17 protein-coding genes are annotated in these 19,802 nt (G+C 70.2%); 5 read left to right on the forward strand and 12 right to left on the reverse strand.

The window, feature by feature from the left end:
- Positions 1 to 53 precede the first annotated feature (53 nt).
- Together ACFQWG_RS02195 and ACFQWG_RS02200 are read left to right on the forward strand one after the other, a co-directional pair.
- On the forward strand, positions 54 to 836 hold the full coding sequence (locus ACFQWG_RS02195) for a class I fructose-bisphosphate aldolase (protein ID WP_291500819.1): 783 nt from the start codon (positions 54 to 56) through the stop codon (positions 834 to 836).
- A gap of 116 nt (positions 837 to 952) precedes the next feature.
- The gene (locus ACFQWG_RS02200; protein ID WP_380976172.1) at positions 953 to 1,771 is read left to right on the forward strand and encodes an MIP/aquaporin family protein; all 819 of its coding nucleotides are present in this window, start codon (positions 953 to 955) and stop codon (positions 1,769 to 1,771) included.
- A gap of 25 nt (positions 1,772 to 1,796) precedes the next feature.
- On the opposite strand, the gene ACFQWG_RS02205 is transcribed toward ACFQWG_RS02200, so the two are convergent.
- Positions 1,797 to 2,969: a MalY/PatB family protein gene (locus tag ACFQWG_RS02205; RefSeq protein WP_380971706.1), complete on the reverse strand. Its 1,173-nt coding sequence runs from the start codon at positions 2,967 to 2,969 to the stop codon at positions 1,797 to 1,799.
- Positions 2,970 to 3,112: 143 nt separating this feature from the next.
- Here ACFQWG_RS02205 and rpiB point away from each other — a divergent pair, with 143 nt between their 5' ends.
- Both rpiB and ACFQWG_RS02215 read left to right on the forward strand, forming a co-directional pair.
- Complete coding sequence (gene rpiB, locus ACFQWG_RS02210; protein WP_380971708.1) at positions 3,113 to 3,562, forward strand: ribose 5-phosphate isomerase B; 450 nt, start codon at positions 3,113 to 3,115, stop codon at positions 3,560 to 3,562.
- Positions 3,563 to 3,607: 45 nt separating this feature from the next.
- A complete protein-coding gene (locus tag ACFQWG_RS02215; protein WP_380971710.1) occupies positions 3,608 to 4,429 on the forward strand; it encodes a DeoR/GlpR family DNA-binding transcription regulator in 822 nt (273 codons plus the stop codon).
- Positions 4,430 to 4,475: 46 nt separating this feature from the next.
- On the opposite strand, the gene tkt is transcribed toward ACFQWG_RS02215, so the two are convergent.
- The 11 genes from tkt to ACFQWG_RS02270 form a co-directional block, all read right to left on the reverse strand.
- Positions 4,476 to 6,545 (reverse strand): transketolase, encoded by a 2,070-nt coding sequence (tkt, locus tag ACFQWG_RS02220; RefSeq protein WP_380971712.1) that lies wholly within the window; start codon positions 6,543 to 6,545, stop codon positions 4,476 to 4,478.
- A 35-nt stretch (positions 6,546 to 6,580) separates the two neighbouring features.
- Entirely contained in the window at positions 6,581 to 7,939 is a 1,359-nt protein-coding gene (locus ACFQWG_RS02225) for a sn-glycerol-1-phosphate dehydrogenase (protein WP_380971714.1), read from the reverse strand.
- A 15-nt stretch (positions 7,940 to 7,954) separates the two neighbouring features.
- Complete coding sequence (locus ACFQWG_RS02230; protein ID WP_380971716.1) at positions 7,955 to 9,514, reverse strand: FGGY-family carbohydrate kinase; 1,560 nt, start codon at positions 9,512 to 9,514, stop codon at positions 7,955 to 7,957.
- Between the two features lie 41 nt (positions 9,515 to 9,555).
- Positions 9,556 to 10,413 (reverse strand): HAD-IIA family hydrolase, encoded by an 858-nt coding sequence (locus ACFQWG_RS02235; protein ID WP_380971718.1) that lies wholly within the window; start codon positions 10,411 to 10,413, stop codon positions 9,556 to 9,558.
- Positions 10,414 to 10,461: 48 nt separating this feature from the next.
- Entirely contained in the window at positions 10,462 to 11,541 is a 1,080-nt protein-coding gene (locus ACFQWG_RS02240; protein ID WP_380971720.1) for a hypothetical protein, read from the reverse strand.
- A gap of 153 nt (positions 11,542 to 11,694) precedes the next feature.
- Positions 11,695 to 12,186: a ribose-5-phosphate isomerase gene (locus ACFQWG_RS02245; protein ID WP_380971722.1), complete on the reverse strand. Its 492-nt coding sequence runs from the start codon at positions 12,184 to 12,186 to the stop codon at positions 11,695 to 11,697.
- 105 nt (positions 12,187 to 12,291) lie between these two features.
- Positions 12,292 to 13,383 carry a transaldolase gene (gene tal, locus ACFQWG_RS02250; protein ID WP_380971724.1) on the reverse strand — a complete coding sequence of 364 codons (1,092 nt, stop codon included), beginning with the start codon at positions 13,381 to 13,383 and terminating at the stop codon, positions 12,292 to 12,294.
- A 214-nt stretch (positions 13,384 to 13,597) separates the two neighbouring features.
- The gene (deoC, locus tag ACFQWG_RS02255; RefSeq protein WP_380971726.1) at positions 13,598 to 14,266 is read right to left on the reverse strand and encodes a deoxyribose-phosphate aldolase; all 669 of its coding nucleotides are present in this window, start codon (positions 14,264 to 14,266) and stop codon (positions 13,598 to 13,600) included.
- Between the two features lie 92 nt (positions 14,267 to 14,358).
- The gene (locus ACFQWG_RS02260; protein ID WP_380971728.1) at positions 14,359 to 15,297 is read right to left on the reverse strand and encodes a sugar-binding transcriptional regulator; all 939 of its coding nucleotides are present in this window, start codon (positions 15,295 to 15,297) and stop codon (positions 14,359 to 14,361) included.
- The gene (locus ACFQWG_RS02265; protein ID WP_380971730.1) at positions 15,294 to 16,343 is read right to left on the reverse strand and encodes a galactitol-1-phosphate 5-dehydrogenase; all 1,050 of its coding nucleotides are present in this window, start codon (positions 16,341 to 16,343) and stop codon (positions 15,294 to 15,296) included. The genes ACFQWG_RS02260 and ACFQWG_RS02265 overlap by 4 nt, the downstream gene beginning before the upstream one ends.
- Before the next feature lie 29 nt (positions 16,344 to 16,372).
- The gene (locus ACFQWG_RS02270) at positions 16,373 to 18,229 is read right to left on the reverse strand and encodes an FGGY-family carbohydrate kinase (protein WP_380971732.1); all 1,857 of its coding nucleotides are present in this window, start codon (positions 18,227 to 18,229) and stop codon (positions 16,373 to 16,375) included.
- On the opposite strand from ACFQWG_RS02270, the gene gltX reads away from it, so the two are divergent.
- A complete protein-coding gene (gene gltX, locus ACFQWG_RS02275) occupies positions 18,158 to 19,663 on the forward strand; it encodes a glutamate--tRNA ligase (protein WP_380971734.1) in 1,506 nt (501 codons plus the stop codon). The genes ACFQWG_RS02270 and gltX overlap by 72 nt on opposite strands.
- Positions 19,664 to 19,802: the final 139 nt, after the last annotated feature.

The raw sequence follows: 19,802 nt of genomic DNA on the forward strand, positions 1-19,802 counted from the left end.
CAGACACCGTGCTGCGGCCCTCAACGGACGAACAGGAAGGCAGCAAACAAACTATGAGCGGTATCTCCATGCGTCTTGGGCAGATCTTCGACGAGTCGTCGGGGCGGGCGTTCGTCGTCGCGTTCGACCACGGGCAGGCGCTCCCCATCCCCGCAGGCCTCGGCGACCCGGTGGCCCTCATGCGCCGGATCCTCGCCGGCGGCCCCGAGGCCGTCCTGGTCACGGGCGGGATGCTCGCCCAGACCCAGGACCTCTTCGCCCACCGGAAGGCTCCCGTGGCGATCCTCCGGGCGGACTGGACCACCCTGGACCCTCGGATGCAGACCGAGCTGGGAGAGCGCTACCGGACCCTCATCGAGCCGCGCGAGGCGCTCGCGCTCGGGGCGGGGGCCGTCTGCCTCTACCTCATCGGCTGGCCGGAGGACGGCGGGATGTTCGCGGACAACGTCGCGGCGGTCGCCTCCTACGTCCAGCGCGCCCACGCGCTGGGGCTGCCGGTCATCGTGGAGGCGACCCTGTGGGGCCGGCGCAACGCCGACCAGAAGGACCCCGAGGGGCTCCGGCAGATGTGCCGCATCGCGGCGGAACTGGGCGCCGACGCGATCAAGACCGAGTTCGTCGGCGACGTCGAGGCGGAGCGTGTCCTCATCGAGGAGGCCGGGGACGTCCCGGTGCTCACGCTCGGCGGGGCTGCGGCCTCCGACGAGCAGGTGGCCCGCGCCGCGCGCGACGCCATCGCCGCGGGCGCCCGCGGCCTGATCTTCGGGCGCAACGTCTGGCAGGTGCCGGACATGGAGGCCACGATGGCGCGGCTGTCGGGCATCGTGCACGCCTGAAGGACGACGACCCGCCCGGGACCGTCCCGGGACGGGGCCGTGGTCCGGTCGGCTCGAGCGCGAGCCGCCGGCCGTCCGGGCCACGGCATTCCCCACACGAGAAGAAGGCAACGATGATGTTGGACGCATTGCTCACCGTGGCGACGGCGACGGATGTCCCGGCGGTCCCCACGCCATGGGACATGTTCAGTTCCGAGTTCCTGGGGACCGTGATCATGATGACGATCGGGACCGCCGTCACGGCGGCGGTCTTCCTCCCCCGGTCCAAGGCCTCGAACTCCGGGTGGGTCGTGGTGACCCTCGGCTGGGGTTTCGCGGTCTTCGCCGGCTGCTACGGGGCGTGGAAGACAGGGGCCCACCTCAATCCCTCGGTGACCGTGGCCAAGGTGATCGCCCACGGGTTCGACGGATCCGTCACGCTCAACGGTCTGCCGGCCGGGCAGGGGGGCATCCCGGTGAGCGCCGGCAATGTCGGGATCTACCTCGCGGCCCAGTTCCTCGGGGCGTTCGTGGGCGCGGTCCTGGCGTGGCTCGCGCTCAAGCGCCAGTACGACCAGCCCACCGAGCCCGGGGTCAAGCTCGGGACCTTTGCCACCGGCCCGGCCGTGCGCAGCTACGGGTGGAACTTCGTCACCGAGGTCGTGGCGACCGGCATCCTCGTCGCGTGGGTGCTGGTCTCGGGCGGGACGCCGACGCAGATCGGGCCGCTGGCCGTGGCATTGGTCATCGTGACGATCGGCATGGGCCTCGGCGGGGCGACGGGCTACGCGCTGAACCCGGCGAGGGACCTGTCCCCGCGCATCGCGTACACGATCCTGCCCATCCCGGGGAAGACGCCGGCCGACTGGTCCTACTCCTGGATCCCGATCATCGCGCCGATCGTGGGGTCCTCCCTGGCGACGGTCGCCGTCTACGCCCTCGGCATGGCGGCATGACGCGCGCCTGGGCGTCCTCGGCCGATCAGGCGAGGACGCCCAGGACGCCCTCGACGATCTCCCGGGCGGCGGCGGGGGAGCACGCCAGGTTGATGCGGGCCCACTGCTCGTAGCCGCGACCGAGGGCCGCGCCGTCGTTCGTCGCGATGCGGCTGCGCTCCCGCAGGACGGTGGCGGGGGAGGAGGGCAGGCCCAGCCCCTCGAAGCCCCACCAGGTGAGGTAGGTGCCCTGAGGGCGGACGAGGTCGATGCCGGTGCCCGCCGCGGCCTCCAGGGCGAGGTCGACGTTCTCCTCGACGACCTCGCGGACCTCGGCCTGCCAGTCGTCCCCATGCAGGTAGGCGGCCACGGCGCCCAGCGCCCCGATGGTGGAGGCGCCGTGGGCCACCGACGGGCCGAAGGCGTCCCATCGCCGCCTGAGGTCCTCGTCCGGCAGGACCACCTGCGCGCAGGGCAGCCCGGCGATGTTCCACCCCTTGGAGGCGGCGGTGGCCGTGACGGTGTGGGCGGCGAACTCGGGGCCGAGCCGGGCGTAGGAGAGGAAGCGGCCGCATTCTCCGAGGACCAGCGGGCTGTGGATCTCATCGGAGAACACCAGCGCGTCGAAGCCGGCGACGACGCCCTGGAGGCCCCGCAGCTCCTGCTCGGTGAGGACGCGCCCCGTGGGGTTCCACGGGTTGCACAGCATGACCAGGCCGGCCCCGGCCTCCAGGCCCGCCCGGATGCCCTCCAGGTCCAGCGCCCAGCCGCGCCCGCAGGCTCCGTCCCCGTGCAGGGAGGGCACCTGGATGACCTCGTGGCCCAGCTCCTCGGGGATCGTGAGGAACGGCATGTAGGCCGGGGTGGGGACGACCACGGGGGCTCCGGGGCGCACCAGGTGCGCGAGCGTGGCGCGCAGGGCGGGCAGGACGGACTCCGCCAGCCGGATGTGCGCGGGGTCCACGTCCCATCCGAAGCGGCGGCGCTCGAAGGCGGAGAGCGCGTCGGCGACCCGCCCGGCCAGCCAGGTCGGTTGGTAGCCGAGCAGGCCGTCGTCGATGGCCCGTTTCATCGCCTCGGCCACAGGAGGCGCGGTGGCGAAGTCCATCTCCGCCACCCACGCGCCGATCGTGGGGGAGCCGTCCCCCGTGGTGATCCCGCTCCACTTCAGGCCGCCCACGCGGCGGAGCTCCTCATCGGTGAAGGTGCGGATCGTCATGGGGAGGCCTCCTGGGTGTCGCGTCGCGTCGGAGCCACATTAGCGCGGGGCGGGGCCGAGGCCATCCGCCGTCCGGCGGCATGGCGCGTCGCCTCGGCGCCTGCGGGCAGGGACAATGGAGGTCCGACACGGATGGAGGATCGATGAGAATCGCGATGGGAAGCGATCACGCGGGCTTCGAACTGAAGGAGCGCCTGGCGCGGCGGCTGCGCGACCAGGGCCACGAGGTCATCGACGTGGGAACCCATTCCACGCAGTCCTGCGACTATCCCGTCTTCGGGGAGGCGGCGGCACGCAAGGTCGCCTCCGGCGAGGCCGATCGGGCGGTCTTGGTGTGCGGCACCGGCCAGGGGATCGGCATGTCGGCGAACAAGGTGGCGGGCATCCGCTGCGCCATCGTCTCCGAGGCGTTCTCCGCGCGACTGTCCCGCGAGCACAACGATGCGAACGCCCTGGCCATCGGGGCGCGCGTCGTCGGGCCGGGCGTCGCAGAAGAGATCGTCGACGTGTGGCTCGCCACCGACTTCCTCGGCGGACGCCACGCCCGCCGGGTGGCTCAGATCGATCGGATGGGCGCGGCCCTCGGCGCCTGAGGGCGCGACCACTCGCGGACACCCGATGTGAGAGGAGGCGCGCGGATGGCGAGGAACACGGGGGACGCCCAGGCGGACGGCCCCAAGGAACGTCAGCTGGCGATCGCCGAGGCGGTGATCAAGCACGGCACGATCAGCGTCGAGAAGCTCGCGGCGCTGACGGGCGTGTCCGTGATGACCGTCTACCGCGATCTCGCCCAGCTGGAGGACCGCGGCGTCCTCCAGCGCCATCGAGGCAAGGTGGTCGCCGTCGCCTCCGCGATGCAGGAGGCCGACGCCGAGTTCCGCCTGGAGCAGCAGGCGGCGCTCAAACGCGATGTCGCGGCCGTCGCCGCACAGATGGTCCCCTCCGGGGGATCGCTGATGCTCGACGACTCGACGTCGGGCATCTGGCTGCTCAGAGCCCTTCCGCAGACGATGCCGCTCACCATCGTGACGAACTCCCTGCTCGTGGCCAACGAGGTCGTCGAGCGCAACTCGATCAAGCTGGTCCTGGCGGGAGGGACCTATGAGCCGTGGGCGCGCTCGCTGATGGGCCCCTCGGTGACGGACTTCGTCCGTTCGATGCACGCCGACGTCTCCGTGGTGTCGGCCTCGGGGATCTCCGGGTTGGCATGTTTCCATCCCTACCAGGACAACGTCGCGGTCAAGCGCGCGATGCTCGACTCCGCCGAGCGGCGGATCATGCTCCTCGACCATTCGAAGTTCTCACGCCGGGCCCTCTTCCAGTTCGCCACCCTCGACGAGTTCGACGCCGTCGTCGTCGATTCCGGGACGACGGAGGAGGCGGTCGAGGGCTTGCGCGCGCAGGGAGTGATGGTCGAGGTCGCGCCGCACCTCGACGAGGAGACGACACCGGGGGCCTGACCGTGGTCAGCGGCCGCGCCCCCGGTGTGTTTCCTCCCCTTGGTCCTCACATGCTCGCGAGGACGTCCCTGGCCACCTGGGCGACGTGCCCGCCGGTGAAGCCGAATTTCTCCATGAGGCGCCCGCCGGGGGCGGACTCGCCGAAATGCTCGAGGCTGACCGAGGCTCCGCGCGGTCCGACGTAGCGGCTCCAGCCCAGGGCCAGACCCGCCTCGATGCTGACCCGGGCCGGCACCTCCTCCGGCAGGACGGAGTCCCGATAGCCGGCGTCCTGGGCGTCGAACCACTCCTGGCAGGGCATGGACACGACGCGCGTGGCGACGCCCTGGGACTCCAGCAGGTCCTGGGCCTCCAGGGCCGCCTCCACCTCGGACCCGGTGGCGATGAGGATGAGCTCGGGGGACGACGAGGCCTCGCGCAGCACGTAGGCGCCCCGCGCCGCCCCCTCCGCGGAGGCGAAGGCCGGATCTCCGCGGTCCACTGTGCGCAGGTCCTGGCGTGACAGGACCAGGCCAGCGGGACGGTCGCGGTGGGAGAGGACCTCCCTCCAGACGACCGCCGTCTCGTTGGCGTCCGCGGGGCGCACGATGTCGAGGCCCGGGATCGCCCGGTAGCTCGCCAGGTGCTCGACCGGCTGGTGGGTCGGTCCGTCCTCGCCGACGCCGATGGAGTCATGGGTCCACACGAAGACGGACCCGATGCCCATGAGCGCGGCCAGGCGCACAGCTGGGCGCATGTAGTCGGAGAAGACGAAGAAGGTGCCTCCGTAGGCGCGGGTGAGTCCTGACAGGGTGATCCCGTTGAGGGCCCCTCCCATCGCGTGCTCGCGAACGCCGAAATGGAGGACCCGGCCGAACAGGCTCCCCGGCCAGTGCGCTCCGGCGCGGTCCGAGGGCAGGAACGAGTCCTCTCCCGACATCGTGGTGTTGTTCGAACCCGCCAGGTCCGCGGATCCGCCCCACAGCTCGGGCAGCTGGGGCCCGAGCGCGTCGAGGACCTTGCCCGAGGCCTTCCGCGTGCTCATCCTCCCCTCCGGGAACGCCGGCAGGGCGAGCGCGTCGGGGAGCCGGCCCGCACGGACGCGGTCGAGCAGGGCCGCCCGCTCGGGGGCGGCCGAGCGCCACCGCCCGAAACGGCTGTCCCACTCGGCGCGCTCCTGCGCGGCGCGGCCGGCGAGGGCGGCGCGGGTCCGTTCGATGACGGAGGCGTCGAAGCCGAAGGGCTCCGGAGGCATTCCCAGGACCTTCTTCAGGGCGGCGATCTCGTCCTCGCCGATGGCGGAGCCGTGCACCGACTCCGATCCCTGTTTCGTCGGCAGGGGCCATCCGATGACGGTCGTCAGCCGGATGAGGCTGGGGCGGTCGGCGACGGCCCGGGCGGCCTCGATCGCCCGGTGGAGGGCGCGGACGTCCTCGCGGTAGCCGGTTCCCCCCTGCGTCCAGTCGACGTGCTGGACGTGCCAGCCGTAGGCGCGGTACCGGGCCTCGACGTCCTCGGTGAAGGCGATGCGGGTGTCGCCCTCGATGGTGATGCGGTTGTCGTCGTAGAGGACCACGAGGTTTCCGAGTTCCTGGGTCCCCGCCAGGGAAGCGGCCTCCGCCTGCACGCCCTCCTGCAGGCATCCGTCGCCGGCGATGACGTAGACGTCGTGGTCGAAGACGGACTCCCCCAGGGGCGTGCCGGGGTCGTAGAGCCCGTGCTCGCGCCGAGCGGCCATCGCCATGCCGACCGCCGTGGACAGCCCGGCGCCGAGCGGCCCGGTCGTCGTCTCCACGAACCGGGTGTGCCCGTACTCGGGGTGCCCCGGCGTCAGCGATCCCTCGGTGCGCAGGGATTCGAGGTCCTCCAGCTCCAGTCCGAGGCCGGCGCTGTAGAGCTGGGCGTACTGGAGCATCGAGGCATGTCCCGCGGAGAGGACGAATCGGTCGCGGCCCAGCCAGTGGGGGTCCCGGGGATCCATCCGGAGGACTTTGTGGTAGAGGAGGTGGGCGAGGGGCGCCAGGGAGATCGGTGTGCCCGGGTGCCCGTTCCCGGTCCTCTGCACCGCGTCGGCGGCCAGCACCCGGGCGATGTCGACGGCGCGCGCGTCGTCGTCGGTCCAGGTCAGTTCTGTCATATGTGCCTCCAGGGCAGGGTGGGGTGGGAGTGGACTCACTTCGTCCAGGGGCGCCGGCCCCAGAAACCGTCCGGGGCGAAGAGGCTGTCGGTCTCGGACTCCAGGACGCCGAGCTCCTCGAGGAAGTCCACCAGGGTGTAGCGGCTGCGGATCATGCGGCACCGAAGGTAGGTGTCGTGAAAGCGCCGCCGGGTCAGACCGATCTGCTGGGGATGCGTGACCGCGCCGACGTCGGCCAGGATCTTCTCGATCGTCGCGGCGGGCTGGACCTGAGCGCGGCAGCGCTCGCGGATGGAGGGCCACCTCTCCTGGATGAGGGCGAGGCGTTCACGCAGCTGGCCGGCGGTGAGGTGCTTCGCCATGGTCTCCTTCACCGCCGGTTCGACCATCGTCCCGGTGAAGCTGGCGCGGACCCGGGCCTCCATCGCCTCGGCGTCCGGCCAGGCCGCGGCGCGCGCGTCGATGTCGAGAGCGGAGAGATCGAGGTCGAGGACGCGCTCCCACAGGGCGAGGACCGCGATGGTGCCCAGGCCGACCTTCAGACCGTGGGTGAGAGGCGGATCCTGGTCCATCCCCAGGTGCTCCATCTCCCAGACGTGGGAGAACTGGTGCCCGGCCCCGGAGGCCGGGCGGGAGCTGATCCGGTACTTCTGCATGGACAGCCCCGACATGATGAGGCCCTCCGCGAGACCCTCGAAGGCCTCGGGACGCCCTTCAGCCAGGCCGACGGGATCGCTGATCGCACGGGGGAGCGGCCCCTGCACGAGGTCCCAGACCTCCTGGTCGATCGGCTCGACGCCGAGTTCGTCGGCGAGGATCCAGTCGGCACCGGCGGGGATCTTCTCGATGAGGTCGCCCAGCCCCGACGCGGTGCACCGCCGGGGGGCCCCCGCCATGGTCGGCAGGTCGGCGATGAGCGCCTGGGGAGCCCGGCAGCTCATGGTGTGCTTGAAGCCGTTCTCCGTCAGGGAGGCGCCGAAGGCCGCGTATCCGTCCATCGAGGCCGCCGTGCACACGTTCATGTATCGGCGCCCCAGCTCGTCGCTCGCGCGCTTCGTGAGGTCGTTGAGAGAACCCGACCCGATCGAACAGGCGATGGCGTCGACCCCGCGCAGATGGTCGCGCAGCTTCTCCGCGTTGTCGTAGCTGGCGTAGAGCGTCGGGCGCCCGGGGAAGACATAGGGGTCCTCCAGGGGCACTCCGGCGGCCCTCAGCGAGGCAGTCACCGCGTCTCCCGCCACCGCCCAGGTGTTCTCGTCGGCGACCACGATGGCTCGGGAGCCGCCGAAGAGTTCGGTGAAGACGCGGCCGGTCTCGCCCAGGACATCGTGGCCCATGACGACGACCGCGGTGTCGTCCGCGTCCGCCAGGGCCTGCCGGATGAGGTCAGACATGTGTGGGATCTCCAATCATTGCTGGTTCTCGTGGTCGACGACCGTGTGGAGCATCGGCTGGAGCGTCTGGAACTGCTCGGCGTAACGGTCGACGTAGAAGGCGTACTCCTCGTGGCGCTCGGGATCGGGCTCAATGACCTCGATGTCGTGGACCATGCGGCCCGCGGCCTCGGTGAGGCTGGCGTAGGCGCCGGCGCCGACCGCGGCGAGCATGCAGGTGCCCAGGACCACGGCGTCCCCGACCTCGGTGAGGGTGACGGGCACGCCGGTGATGTCGGCGTGCATCTGGATCCAGTCGCGGCTCTTCGTGGCGCCCCCGCAGGCCACCAGGCGCTGGACGTCCATCCCGGCCGCCTCCACGGAGCGGATGTTGAGGGCGGTGCCGTAGCAGACGGCCTCGAGGATCGCCTTGTACATGTGGGCGGGCGTGTGCATGAGCGACAGGCCCGAGATGATGCCCCGCGCCCGGGAGTCGGAGTACGGAGTCCGGTTGCCTTGGAAGTACTCGGTGACGATGAGGCCGTCACTGCCGGGGCGGATGGCCCGGGCGCGCTCGTCAAGGATCGTGTACGGGTTGAGCCCGACCTTCTCCGCGGCCTGGACCAAGTCCGCCGCGAAGTTGTCTCGGAACCACTTGAGGACGGAACCGGTGGAGGTCTGGCCGCACTCGACGGTGTATTGGCCGGGGACGACCCCGTCGGTGTAGGCGCCGAAGAAGCCGGGCCCGTGGATCTCGGTGGCGGACTGCCCGGTGAGGACGTGGGAGGAGCCGGTGATCAGGGCCATCGACCCGGGGTCGAGGACGCCCAGCCCGATCTGGCCGGCCCAGGCGTCGCCGGGACCCTGGGCGACGGGGATGCCCGGGCGCAGCCCGAGGAGCTGGGCGGGGATCGTCGCGAGCGTGCCGACGGGCCGCCCCAGGTCGACGACGCGCTCGGGGATCTTCGGGAAGACGTCGCCGCACCCGATCGTCTCGTAGAAGTCGACGGGCCAGCCTCCCTTGTCGCGGTTGTAGTACATGCGCAGGGCCGCGGAGTTGATGTTGGTGGTCCACTCGCCCGTGAGCTTGTAGGTCACCCAGTCCGGGGCGTCGACGAGGTGGGCCGCCCTCGCGTAGGTCTCGGGCTCGTTCTCCTTCAGCCAGGCGGCTTTGAAGGGATACCACTCGGCGATGGCGGGGGCGGTGCCGCCTCCGTTGTACAGGCGCGCCACGGAGTCGGATCCGTTCGAGCGGGCCGCCTGGTCGGTGGCGCGCACGTCCATCCACATGATGGCGGGGCGCAGCTCGGCCCCGCGATCGTCCATGGCCACCATCGACAGGGTCGTGGCGTCGTAGGAGATGCCGATGATCGAGGCGGGCGAGACTCCGGAGTTCGCCAGCGCCTTGTGCGTGGAGGCCTGCAACGCGTTCCACCAGTCCTCGGGGTTCTGCTCGGCCCAGCCCGGATGCGGGTGGGCGGTGGGGTAGGCGGTCGCGGCGAAGGTGAGGGGGCGTCCCTCGAGGTCGCAGATCGCGACGCGGCACGACTCCGTGCCGTAGTCGATGCCGAGGACGTAGGTTCCGTTGGTCGTCATGGTCGTGTGTCTCTTCCTTGAGTCCGTGGGGTGGTGGTCGTTCAGTCGTCGGTCTCCGCCCACCCCAGCTCCTCCCAGACGGAGGAGGGGATGAGGCGGTCGAGCCGGTCGATGGTCCAGGTCGGGCGGTGCGTGTCGTCCAGTGCGGCCACGTCCTCCGCGGTCGCCTCGCCCGTGAGGACGCAGGCCGATCTCATCCCGGTGTCGAGAGCCATCTGGATGTCGGTCTGGAGGCGGTCTCCGACCATGACGCAGTCCTCCAGGGCCACGTCGGCGCCCCGGAGAGACTCCTGGATCATGATCGGCGACGGCTTGCCCAGGTTGACCCGGCAGGTGGTGTTCGTGCAGGCCTCGATCGCGGCGGTGATGGCCGCGCAGTCCGGCTCGCCGCGCCCGCCCGGGAAGGGGCAGAAGCGGTCCGGGTTGGTCTGGATGAGGAAGGCCCGTTTGTGGAACCAGATGGCGTCGAAGGCGATCTGGAGCTTGCGGTAGTCGAAGGTGCGGTCGTAGGAGGCGATGACGATGTCGATCTCTTCCGGGTCCTCGCTCTGGCGGATGCCGGCCTCGCTCAGGGCCCGCCTGAGAGGCTCCTCTGCGATCGCGAAGACGGTGGCGTCGGTGTGATGCTCCTTCAGCCACCGGGTGGTCGTCACGACGGTGTTGCAGATGTCGTCGATGCCGGTGGGCAGGCCGAGCGTCTCGAGCTTCTCCACGTACTGCTGAGGGTCCTTGGTGGGGTTGTTCGAGAGGAAGCGCACGGGGATCCCGCGGCGGCGCAGCTCCCCGATGGTGCGCCGGACTCCCGGGAGGAGGCGGTCGCCCAGGTAGATCGTCCCGTCCATGTCGAAGACGTAGGCCCTCCCGAATGCGCTGGGCGAGGCGGGATGCGAGTTGTCCATCAGGATTCTCCTTTGACGAGGGCGGTGCGGCGCGTCATCGGGGGCGCGTCAGGACACGAGCGCGGCCAGTGAGACGACGACGGTGTTGGACAGCCAGATCGAGGCTGCCGGCGGGTCGATGTGGCTCGTGCCACGGTCGTACCACAGACGCGCGCAGAACTCGCCCAGTCCGGCGGCGAAGATGCCGAACACCGCGGCGACAAGCAGCGCGAGGAACGCCATGAGCCACTCGTGGGAGTCCCAGGTGCTCGTCGCCGTCCAGGTGAAGTCGGCGAAGGTCGAGCCCATGAGGATGGGGAAGAACTGGACGGCGGCCAGGCCGGCGATGTTGGTGACGTGGTGCTGGACGGGCATGTTGCGGTTGGTGATGAGGAAGAGGACGACGATCGCGGAGATGCCGAAGACGAAGGTGTTCGCGTTTCGGGCCGCGAGGTCGTTGGCGAAGCCCAGGTCGGTGAGGCGGGCGCCGACGTTGGCCGCGAGGAACAGGGACGCGCCGCCGGCGAGCACGCCGAAGGTCGAGCCGATCGTGAAGAGCTGGCTGGGCCGCTCCTGCCACTCCAGCCACCGGCCGTTGGGCCCGGGTTTGATCTTCGCGGGGAAGGTCGTCGCCTCCGGGGGGAACAGCTCGGCGTTGTGCAGTGAGCCCTTGAACAGGCCGGCGCCGGGGATGCCGCCGAAGACGAGGCGCGCCAGGATCGCTGAGAGGAGCACGGTGAGGGCGACGGAGTCGGTGTGGGTGCCGAACCACGGGATGTGGCTGACGCCGATCTGGCAGACGTAGCCGAAGGCGCCGAAGAGCGCTCCGACCAGCATGATGTCCGGGTGTCCGAGGCCCGCGAGCGGGGTGTTGACGTCCTTGCCGTCGGCTAGCCGCCCCCGATATCGGGCGTAGATCGCCGCCGCGACGCCTCCAGCGAAGGCGATGTGGGGTCCCATGAAGGGGCCGAAGGCCAGGTAGTCGAAGCCGAAGGTGTTCCCCGTGGCCGCGAAGACGCCCCATGAGGTGAGCACGGAGAAGCCGGTGAGCACGAAGGCGTAGTTCGCGCCGATCGCTGCTCCGACCGATCCGCCCCCGAGGGCGGCGAGGAGACCGAAGAGGAAGACTCCGGCAGAGGATGTGAACATCGTTGTTCCTTCTGTGAAGAGGGTGCCCGATGTCGTCGGGCCTGCAATGGCCGGAGGGGGCGGCGCGACGCGCGCCGCCCTCCCGGTGGATCGTGGGAGAGGCGGGCCGCATCCGGTCGGGAGGCCGTGCGGTCCGACCGGACGCGGGACCGGTCAGCAGGAGGCCGGGACGGAGGCCCCGTCGGCGCCGAGCTCCGACTCGTACTTCTCGATGAGCTCGACATTGGCCTGGGAGTGCGAACCGGGGTCGAAGGTGTAGCCGAGGAACTCCCGGGCGAGGCGGCGGGCCAGTTCCTGGCCGATGACGCGTTCACCGAGGCACAGCACCTGGGCGTTGTTGGACATGATCAGGCGTTCGACGGAGAAGCTGTCATGGGCTGTGCAGGCGCGGATGCCGGGCACCTTGTTCGCGGAGATGGCCATCCCCATCCCCGTTCCGCACACGAAGATCCCGCGGTCGGCCCGGCCTTCGGCGATGGCGCGCGCGCCGGCGACTCCCTGGTGCGGGTAGGGCGTCGCCTCTCCGGGGGCGATGCCCACGTCGATGACGGAGTCGACGCGAGGGTCGGCCTCCAGATCGGCCTTGATGGCCTCCTTGTAGTCGACGCCGGCGGCGTCTGCGGCGACAACGATGCGCAGTCCCATGGGTCCTCCCGATACCGAAGACGAGGGCGGCTTCCCTGCCGCCTCACTTTGCCTGATGATTCTAACATGTCAGATGTGGAAAACAACAACCGGCGGGACGCCCGTTCAGGAGGGCAGCGAGCGGCGCGCCTCCTCGACGTCGGCGGCGAGCCGCTTCCACGAGTCGACGAACTTCTGGACGCCTTGGGATTCCAGGACCCCGAAGGCGTCGTCGAGGTCGACGCCGGCCTCCCGCAGAGCCGCGAGTGCCGCGCGCCCGTCGTCCGCCCGGCCCGCCAGCGGCGCGCCCAGGCGCCCGTGGTCGGCGAACGCGCGCAGCGTCTTCTCGGGCATCGTGTTGACCGTGCCCGGATGGACGAGCTCCGAGACATAGAGCGTGTCCGGATACGCGGGATCCTTGGTGCCCGTCGAGGCCCACAGCGGGCGCTGGGTGTGCGCGCCCCGGGAGGCGAGCCCGGCGAAGGGCTCTCGGGAGAAGAAGGCCGCGAAGTGGCCGACGGCCACCCGGGCGTTGGCGATCGCGGCCTGTCCGCACAGGTCTGGGCGCCCCAGCGCCCGCAGACGCTGGTCGACCTCGGCGTCCAGGCGGGAGATGAACACCGAGGCGACGGAGTGGATCCGCGACAGGTCGAGGCCTGCGTCCCGTGCGCGGGCGAGGCCGCGGGCGTAGGCCTCCATCACCTGGTCGTAGCGGGCGACGGAGAAGATCAGTGTGACGTTGACGCTGATGCCCTCCGCGATGGCGTTCTCAACGGCCCGCAGGCTCTCGGTCGTCGCCGGGATCTTGATGAGGACGTTGTCGCGCGCGACCAGGGCGCGCAGCTGACGGGCCTGAGCGAGCGTGGCGGCCGCGTCATGCGCGAGGGCGGGCTCGACCTCGATGGAGACCCATCCGTCCTCGCCGCCGGTGGCCCGGTGGAGCTCGGCGAACAGGTCGCAGGCCTCTCGCACGTCTTGGGCGCACAGCTGCTGGATCGCCTCGGCGGTCGGCATGGCCGCGATCTGCCGCAGCTGTCCGAGGTAGGCGTCGCCCCGTGCGATCGCGGCGGCGAAGATCGTCGGGTTCGTGGTGACGCCGCGGACGTGGTCGTCCCGGATCATCGCCGCGAGGCTCCCGCTGGCCAGCCGCTCCCGCGAGAGGTCGTCGAGCCAGACCGACACGCCCGCGTCGGTGAGGTCCCTGAGATGGTCGGTCATTGTCGTGTTCCTTCTTCCATCGGCGCAAGGAAGGCGGTTCTCCGAGGGAGCCGCCGGTGCCGGGGTCGCGGTCATCCGGCGCCCAGGCTCCCGAGCAGGATAACATCTATGATGGTAGAAACAACACTAAACATGTGAATATTGAGGTCGGGCGATGCGTGAGACAGTCAGGGCTCGCTCGCGGCGGCACATCCACGCGGCGCGGGGATCGGCCTCATCCCGGCAGCCCCGCGAGGATCGCCCTCGTCGACGACACCCCCAGGCGGGTGGCCCCCGCGGCGATCATCGCCAGCGCGGCCTCGGAGTCGCGGATGCCGCCGGACGCCTTGACTCCGAGACGGTCCCCGACGACGTCGCGCATCAGCCGGACCGCATGGACGCTGGCGCCGCCTGCGGGGTGGAAACCGGTCGACGTCTTGACGAAGTCGGCCCCTGCCCGTTCGGCGGCGTGGCAGACCTCGACGATCTGGTCGTCGTCGAGGACGGCCGACTCGATGATGACCTTGAGCGTGGCGTCAGGCACCGCGTGACGGACCTCGGCGATCTCAGACTCCGTCAGCTCGTAGCGCCCGGTCTGGGGAAAGGCGAGATCGATGACCATGTCGATCTCGTCGGCCCCGGCCTGACAGGCACGCGACGCCTCCAGAGCCTTGACTGCGGAACGGTGGGCGCCGGACGGGAACCCGCAGACCGCGGCGATCCTCAACGAGGACGGGTGCGGCACGGGCAACTGGTTGGGAGAGACGCAGACCGAGCAGACGCCCATCTCGACGGCGTCGGCCACCAACGCCGTCACCGCGTCGGGTGTGGTCTCTGGCTTGAGAAGCGTGTGGTCGATGATCGCCGCGACGTCCGACCTGGTCGGCTGGTTGGTCAATGACATGTCAACACCTTTCGGTTCGATTCCGTGTCTTCAATGATTCGGGGCCCCGGTGCCGGTTCGGACGGCCAGGCGCGCCGACGGCAGGAGGCGTCTCAGGCATCGACGAGCGAGGCGGCCGTCTGCCGGTCGGTCACCAGGACATCGCACAGCCCGTGGCTGGCCACCGCGCGTGCGACTCCGGACTTCCGGGGCCCGGCCGCGATGGCGACTGCGAGCGCGGACGAGCGGATGTCATCGAGGCCCAATCCGATGGTCCTGGCGTCCAGGGAGTCGTCCACCGACTCGCCTGCGGAGTCCAGGAACCTTCCGAGCACGTCGCCGACGCAGCCGCGGGCGACCATGTCGTCGATGGCGTCGGCTGTCAGCAGCCCGGATGACACCAGCACGGAGTCGCGGGCGGCCGGCCCCAGCGAGAACACCAGCGCATCCGCCGACTGGGCGAGTTTGAGCACCTCCTTGAGGACCGGCTCGGCGCGCAGGGCGCTCGCGAGGGCGCGGGACTTCACGATCGCCGGAGCCGGCAGGAACACCGGCACCCCGCGGGCGCGGCTCGCCATGGTCCCGACCACTCCGGCGACCGCGCCCGGACCCGGCCGGCTGAGCCCGCCGTTCGCCTGGACGACGGTCGGGCGATTCGCCCAGTCGACAGGAATCTGGTGGGCGATCTCGCCCATCGTCCGACCCCAGGACACGGCCACGGTGTGGAGTTCGCTCCCGCGGTCCGCGAGGTACTCGCCGGCCGCCTGCGCGACCAGACGCCAGGTGCCTCGTTCCGTGTCCGCGCCCGGGACGACGACGGCGTCCCGGATCCCGAACATGGCGACCAGCCGTTCCTCCAACTTGTGAGAGCGCGCCTCGGGGTGGACGATCTCGATCCGGACGATCCCGCGTGTCCGAGCGCGATCGAGCATGCGCCCCACTTGCCAACGCGACAGGGACAGCCGGGATGCCACCTGCTGCTGGTTGAGTCCCTGCTCGTAATGGAGCTGGGCCACTCTCAGCAGCAGGTGGTCATCGGTGGGCTCGCTCACAGCTCTCCGTTGGGGAGGAACAGCACCTTCGAGGAGAAGACGGCGCGTTCGCACATCTGCCCGATCAACTCGGGAACCTTCTCGACAGGCTCCTCATGGGTGATCATGAACTGCCACTTGAGGTCCCCGACGGCCATGTGGTGCAGGCTGGTCGTCCACTCGGCGCCCGGGAACGGCGCCGAGAATGAGTTCCATGACCCGCGGACATCGATCTCGAGGCGCATCATCCGATCCCAGGTGCCTCGCGAGAGAGTCACGGGCGCGTTCGGGATGCCGATGAACACGGCGGACCCGTGTCGAGCCGTGATCCCGACGGCGATGTCCTCGACGGCGGGAACGCCCGAGGTCTCCACCACGCAGTCGAACCCCCTGCCGACGATCGCCTCCAGTTCGGGACCGGTGCTGACCGCCGAATCGGCGCCGGCCTCGAGGGCGAGCTCCTTCTTCTGGGCGGACACGTCCACGGCGACGACCTCGTCGGCGCCCATGATCCGGGCCCACTGGACCGCGAACAGCCCGATCGGCCCTCCTCCCCCCATCACGGCGACCCGATGGCCCGGGCGCAGCGTGGTGCGCCAGATCGCATGCAACGCGATGGCGCATGGATCCACCATCGCGGCGGCGCGGGGGTCCAGTCCCTCCGGGACCTTGAGCAGCAGGTCCGCCGGTCCGGTGACGTACTGGGCGTAGGCGCCGTCGCGGCGCGACCCGTAGTAGTCGTAGTCCTCGCAGAGGCTGTACTGGCCCTCGACACAGGGAGGGCAGCGGAAACAGGGGATCATCGGAGGCACCGTGACGAGATCCCCCGGCGCCACCGACGTCACCCCCTCGCCGACCGACTCGACCCAGGCCGAGAACTCGTGACCGCAGATCAGGGGCAGCCTGTGCGGCCCCTTGAGGAACATCCGCGCCAGATCAGATCCGCATACCCCGCAGGCGGCCACTTTCAGGAGCGCCTCGCCCGGGCCCGCAACGGGCCTCGGAACCTGCTCGATCCGGATGTCCCCGACCGAGTGCATCACAGCCGCGGTCATCGTCTCTGTCATGTTCATTGCTCCTTCATGCTCGGTGTCGCTCATGACCTGTTGAGATGCCGGGTCATCTTGTCCATCAGCCCCTGCATCACGGGGTAGGTGTCGAGGTAGGCCTGGTAGTTGTACTGGTAGGCCTGGTGGGCCTCGTGATCCGGTTGGATCACGTCGACGGTGTGGACCATGGCAGCCGCGGCGGCGGGAAGGTCTGGGAAGAGACCCGCCCCGACTCCGGCGAGCATCGCCGACCCCAGCAGCGGTCCCTCGGTGACGTCGGTGAAGACCATCGGCAGATCGGAGACATCGGCGTGCATCTGCATCCACAGGCGCGACTTGGCCGGCCCGCCCGAGACGACGACCTCCCGCGGAGGGAACCCGTGCGCGCGCATGTTCTGGAAGATGCTCTCGGTGCCGAAGCAGATCCCCTCCAGGATCGCGCGGAACATGTGTCCCTCGGTGTGGGACAGGGACAGGCCCCAGAACAGGCCCCGGGAACGCGAGTCCGAGTACGGCGTCCGGTTGCCCTGGAAGTGGTCCAGGCACACCAGGCCCTCCGACCCGATCGGGATCTCGGCTGCCTCCTCGTCGAGGATCCTGTACGGGTCGCAGCCGCGATCCGCCGCCAGGCGCTGGGCGATGGGCGCGAGATTGTTCTTGAACCAGGCCACAACCGAACCTGTGGAGATCTGCCCGCCCTCGACCGTGTACTCGCCGGGCACGATCGCGTCCGTGTAGGAGCCCCAGATGCCCCGCCCGTACAGCGGGGTCGGTGACTGCCCGATCATGACATGGCTGGAACCGGTGATGAGAGCCATCTTGCCCGGCTCGACGACGCCCAGTCCGATGGCGCCGGCGTAGGCGTCAACGCCTCCCTCCGCCACCGGGGTCCCCGCCTCCAGGCCGAGTTCGTCGGCCACCAGGGGAGCCAGCCCGCCGACCACCTCACCCATCGGCGCCATCCGGGAGGGCACCTTGTCGAGCAGGTCCTCGATCCCGGCCTTCTCGTACAGGCTCACCGGCCAGCCCCCGGCGTCCCCGTCGTAGAAGTACTTGCAGGCCGCATGGTTGATGGACATGGCCCATTCGCCGGTCAACCGATGGATCATCCAGTCGGTGCAGTCGCAGACGATCGCGGCGGCGTCCCAGATCTCGGGCTCGCGATGCTTCAACCACAGCGCCTTGGGAACGCCCCACTCCGCGGAGACGGGTCCCATGCCCGAATACTTGAGAGCGGAGTCGCCCGTCGCTGCGATCCTGTCCGCCTCCGAGGACGACCGCACGTCCATCCACAGCAGCGCCGGTCGAAGATGCCTGCCGCGCGAGTCCATGGCCACCACCGTGGCGGCCGTCGCATCGACTGAGATGCCGGCGATGTCGCCTGGGGCGACCCCCGACCTCTCGACGGCGCCGCGCACCGAACGCACGATGCAGGACCACCATTCCTCCGGGTCCTGCTCGGCTCGTCCGGGCTTGGGGAAGTCGGTCCTCAGCTGCGTCGCGGCGGTTCCCATGACGTGCCCGGCAGTGTCGAAGACGCCTGCCCGGGCTCCGCCGGTGCCCATGTCGATTCCCAGGAGAAACGGTCCGGCCAATGCCCTCACCCCTCTTCGCCCCTCACCGCCGTGGAGAGAGGCCGATGTCCATGAGGCCGGCGTCGATGCCGACCGTCGAGGCGACGCTAACATCGGGCGGTGAGACGGCTCATCAGCTCTGCGGAATTCGCGCACTTGCGCAGGTGCACGGGCCTCGCGGTCCCGGCCGCCCTCCGGGTCCCGGGGCGGGCCGGCGGCCCGGGAACGGGCATCGCCCGGCGCTAGACTGGCCTCACTATGACTGTCACCACCGCAACGGGCTCGGACATCCGCGTCCGCTTCTGCCCCTCGCCCACGGGCACCCCCCATGTCGGGATGGTCCGCACCTGCCTGTTCAACTGGGCGTACGCACGTCACACGGGCGGGACCTTCGTCTTCCGCATCGAGGACACCGACGCCGCGCGCGATTCCGAGGAGTCCTTCAACCAGATTCTGGAGTCCCTGGACTGGCTGGGCCTGGACTGGGACGAGGGCGTGAACAAGGGCGGCCCGTACGGCCCCTACCTCCAGTCGCAGCGCACGGACATCTACCGCGACGTCGCGGCCAGGCTCCTGGAGGGCGGCTACGCCTACGAGGCCTACTCCACGCCCGAGGAGGTCGAGGCGCGCCACGTCGCCCGGGGCGAGGATCCGAAGCTGGGCTACGACGGCTTCGACCGCGACCTCACGTCCGAGCAGATCGCCGCCTACCGGGCCGAGGGGCGCCGGCCGGTGCTGCGCATGCGGATGCCGGATGAGGACGTCTCCTTCGAGGACCTTGTGCGCGGTGAGATCACCTTCCGCGCGGGCTCGGTGCCCGACTACGTCATCGTGCGCGCCAACGGGGACCCGCTCTACACGCTGGTGAACCCCGTCGACGACGCGCTGATGAGGATCACGCACGTCCTGCGCGGAGAGGACCTGTTGTCCTCCACGCCGCGCCAGATCGTCCTCTACCGCGCGCTGGAGGAGCTGGGAGTCGCGGAGTTCATGCCCCGCTTCGGCCACCTCCCCTACGTCATGGGCGAGGGCAACAAGAAGCTGTCCAAACGCGACCCCGAGTCCAACCTGCTCCTGCACCGCGAGCACGGGATGATCCCCGAGGGGCTCATCAACTACCTGGCGCTGCTCGGCTGGTCGATCGCCCCCGACCGCGACGTCTTCTCCCTGGACGAGATGGTGCGCGCCTTCGACATCGCCGACGTCAACCCGAATCCCGCTCGCTTCGACGGGACGAAGTGCACCGCCATCAACGCCGAGCACATCCGGATGCTCGACGCGGAGGACTTCCGCGCTCGGATCGTGCCTTTCCTGCACCGCGCGGGCCTGCTGGGGGCGGGGAGCCCCGCGGAGCTGACGGCCCGCGAGCGGGACATCCTCGCCGCCGCGGCGCCGCTCATCCAGACCCGCATCCAGCTGCTGGGGGAGGCGCCCGGGATGCTCGGGTTCCTCTTCGCCGCCGACGCCGACCTGGAGGTCGATGACAGGGCCGTCGCGAAGCTCAAGGACAATGCGCCGGAGGTGCTGGACGCCGCGATCCCCGTCGTCGAGTCCGAGAACCCCTTCACGGCCGACGGCCTGGAGTCCGCGCTGCGCGCCGCGATCGTCGAGGGGCTCGGCATCAAGCCGCGCCTGGCGTTCGGACCCCTTCGGGTGGCCGTGACGGGACGGCAGGTGTCGCCGCCGCTCTTCGAGTCAATGGAGATCCTGGGCCGGGAGTCCTCGCTCGCCCGTCTGCGCGCCCTGCGGGAGCGGCTCGGTTGACGTCGCCGGTCGGGGCTGGGGCGCCGGCGACGGCCCAGCCCCGACCTTTGGCTGGCCGGCTGCGCTTTCTGGCCTGATGAGTGGGGATGTTCACGCCTCGCGATTTTGTCCTCCGAAGGCGGTTCGGGTAATCTCTAGT

Origin of the sequence: Schaalia naturae (genome assembly GCF_042665795.1) — a bacterium.
Taxonomy (GTDB): Bacteria; Actinomycetota; Actinomycetes; order Actinomycetales; family Actinomycetaceae; genus Pauljensenia; species Pauljensenia naturae.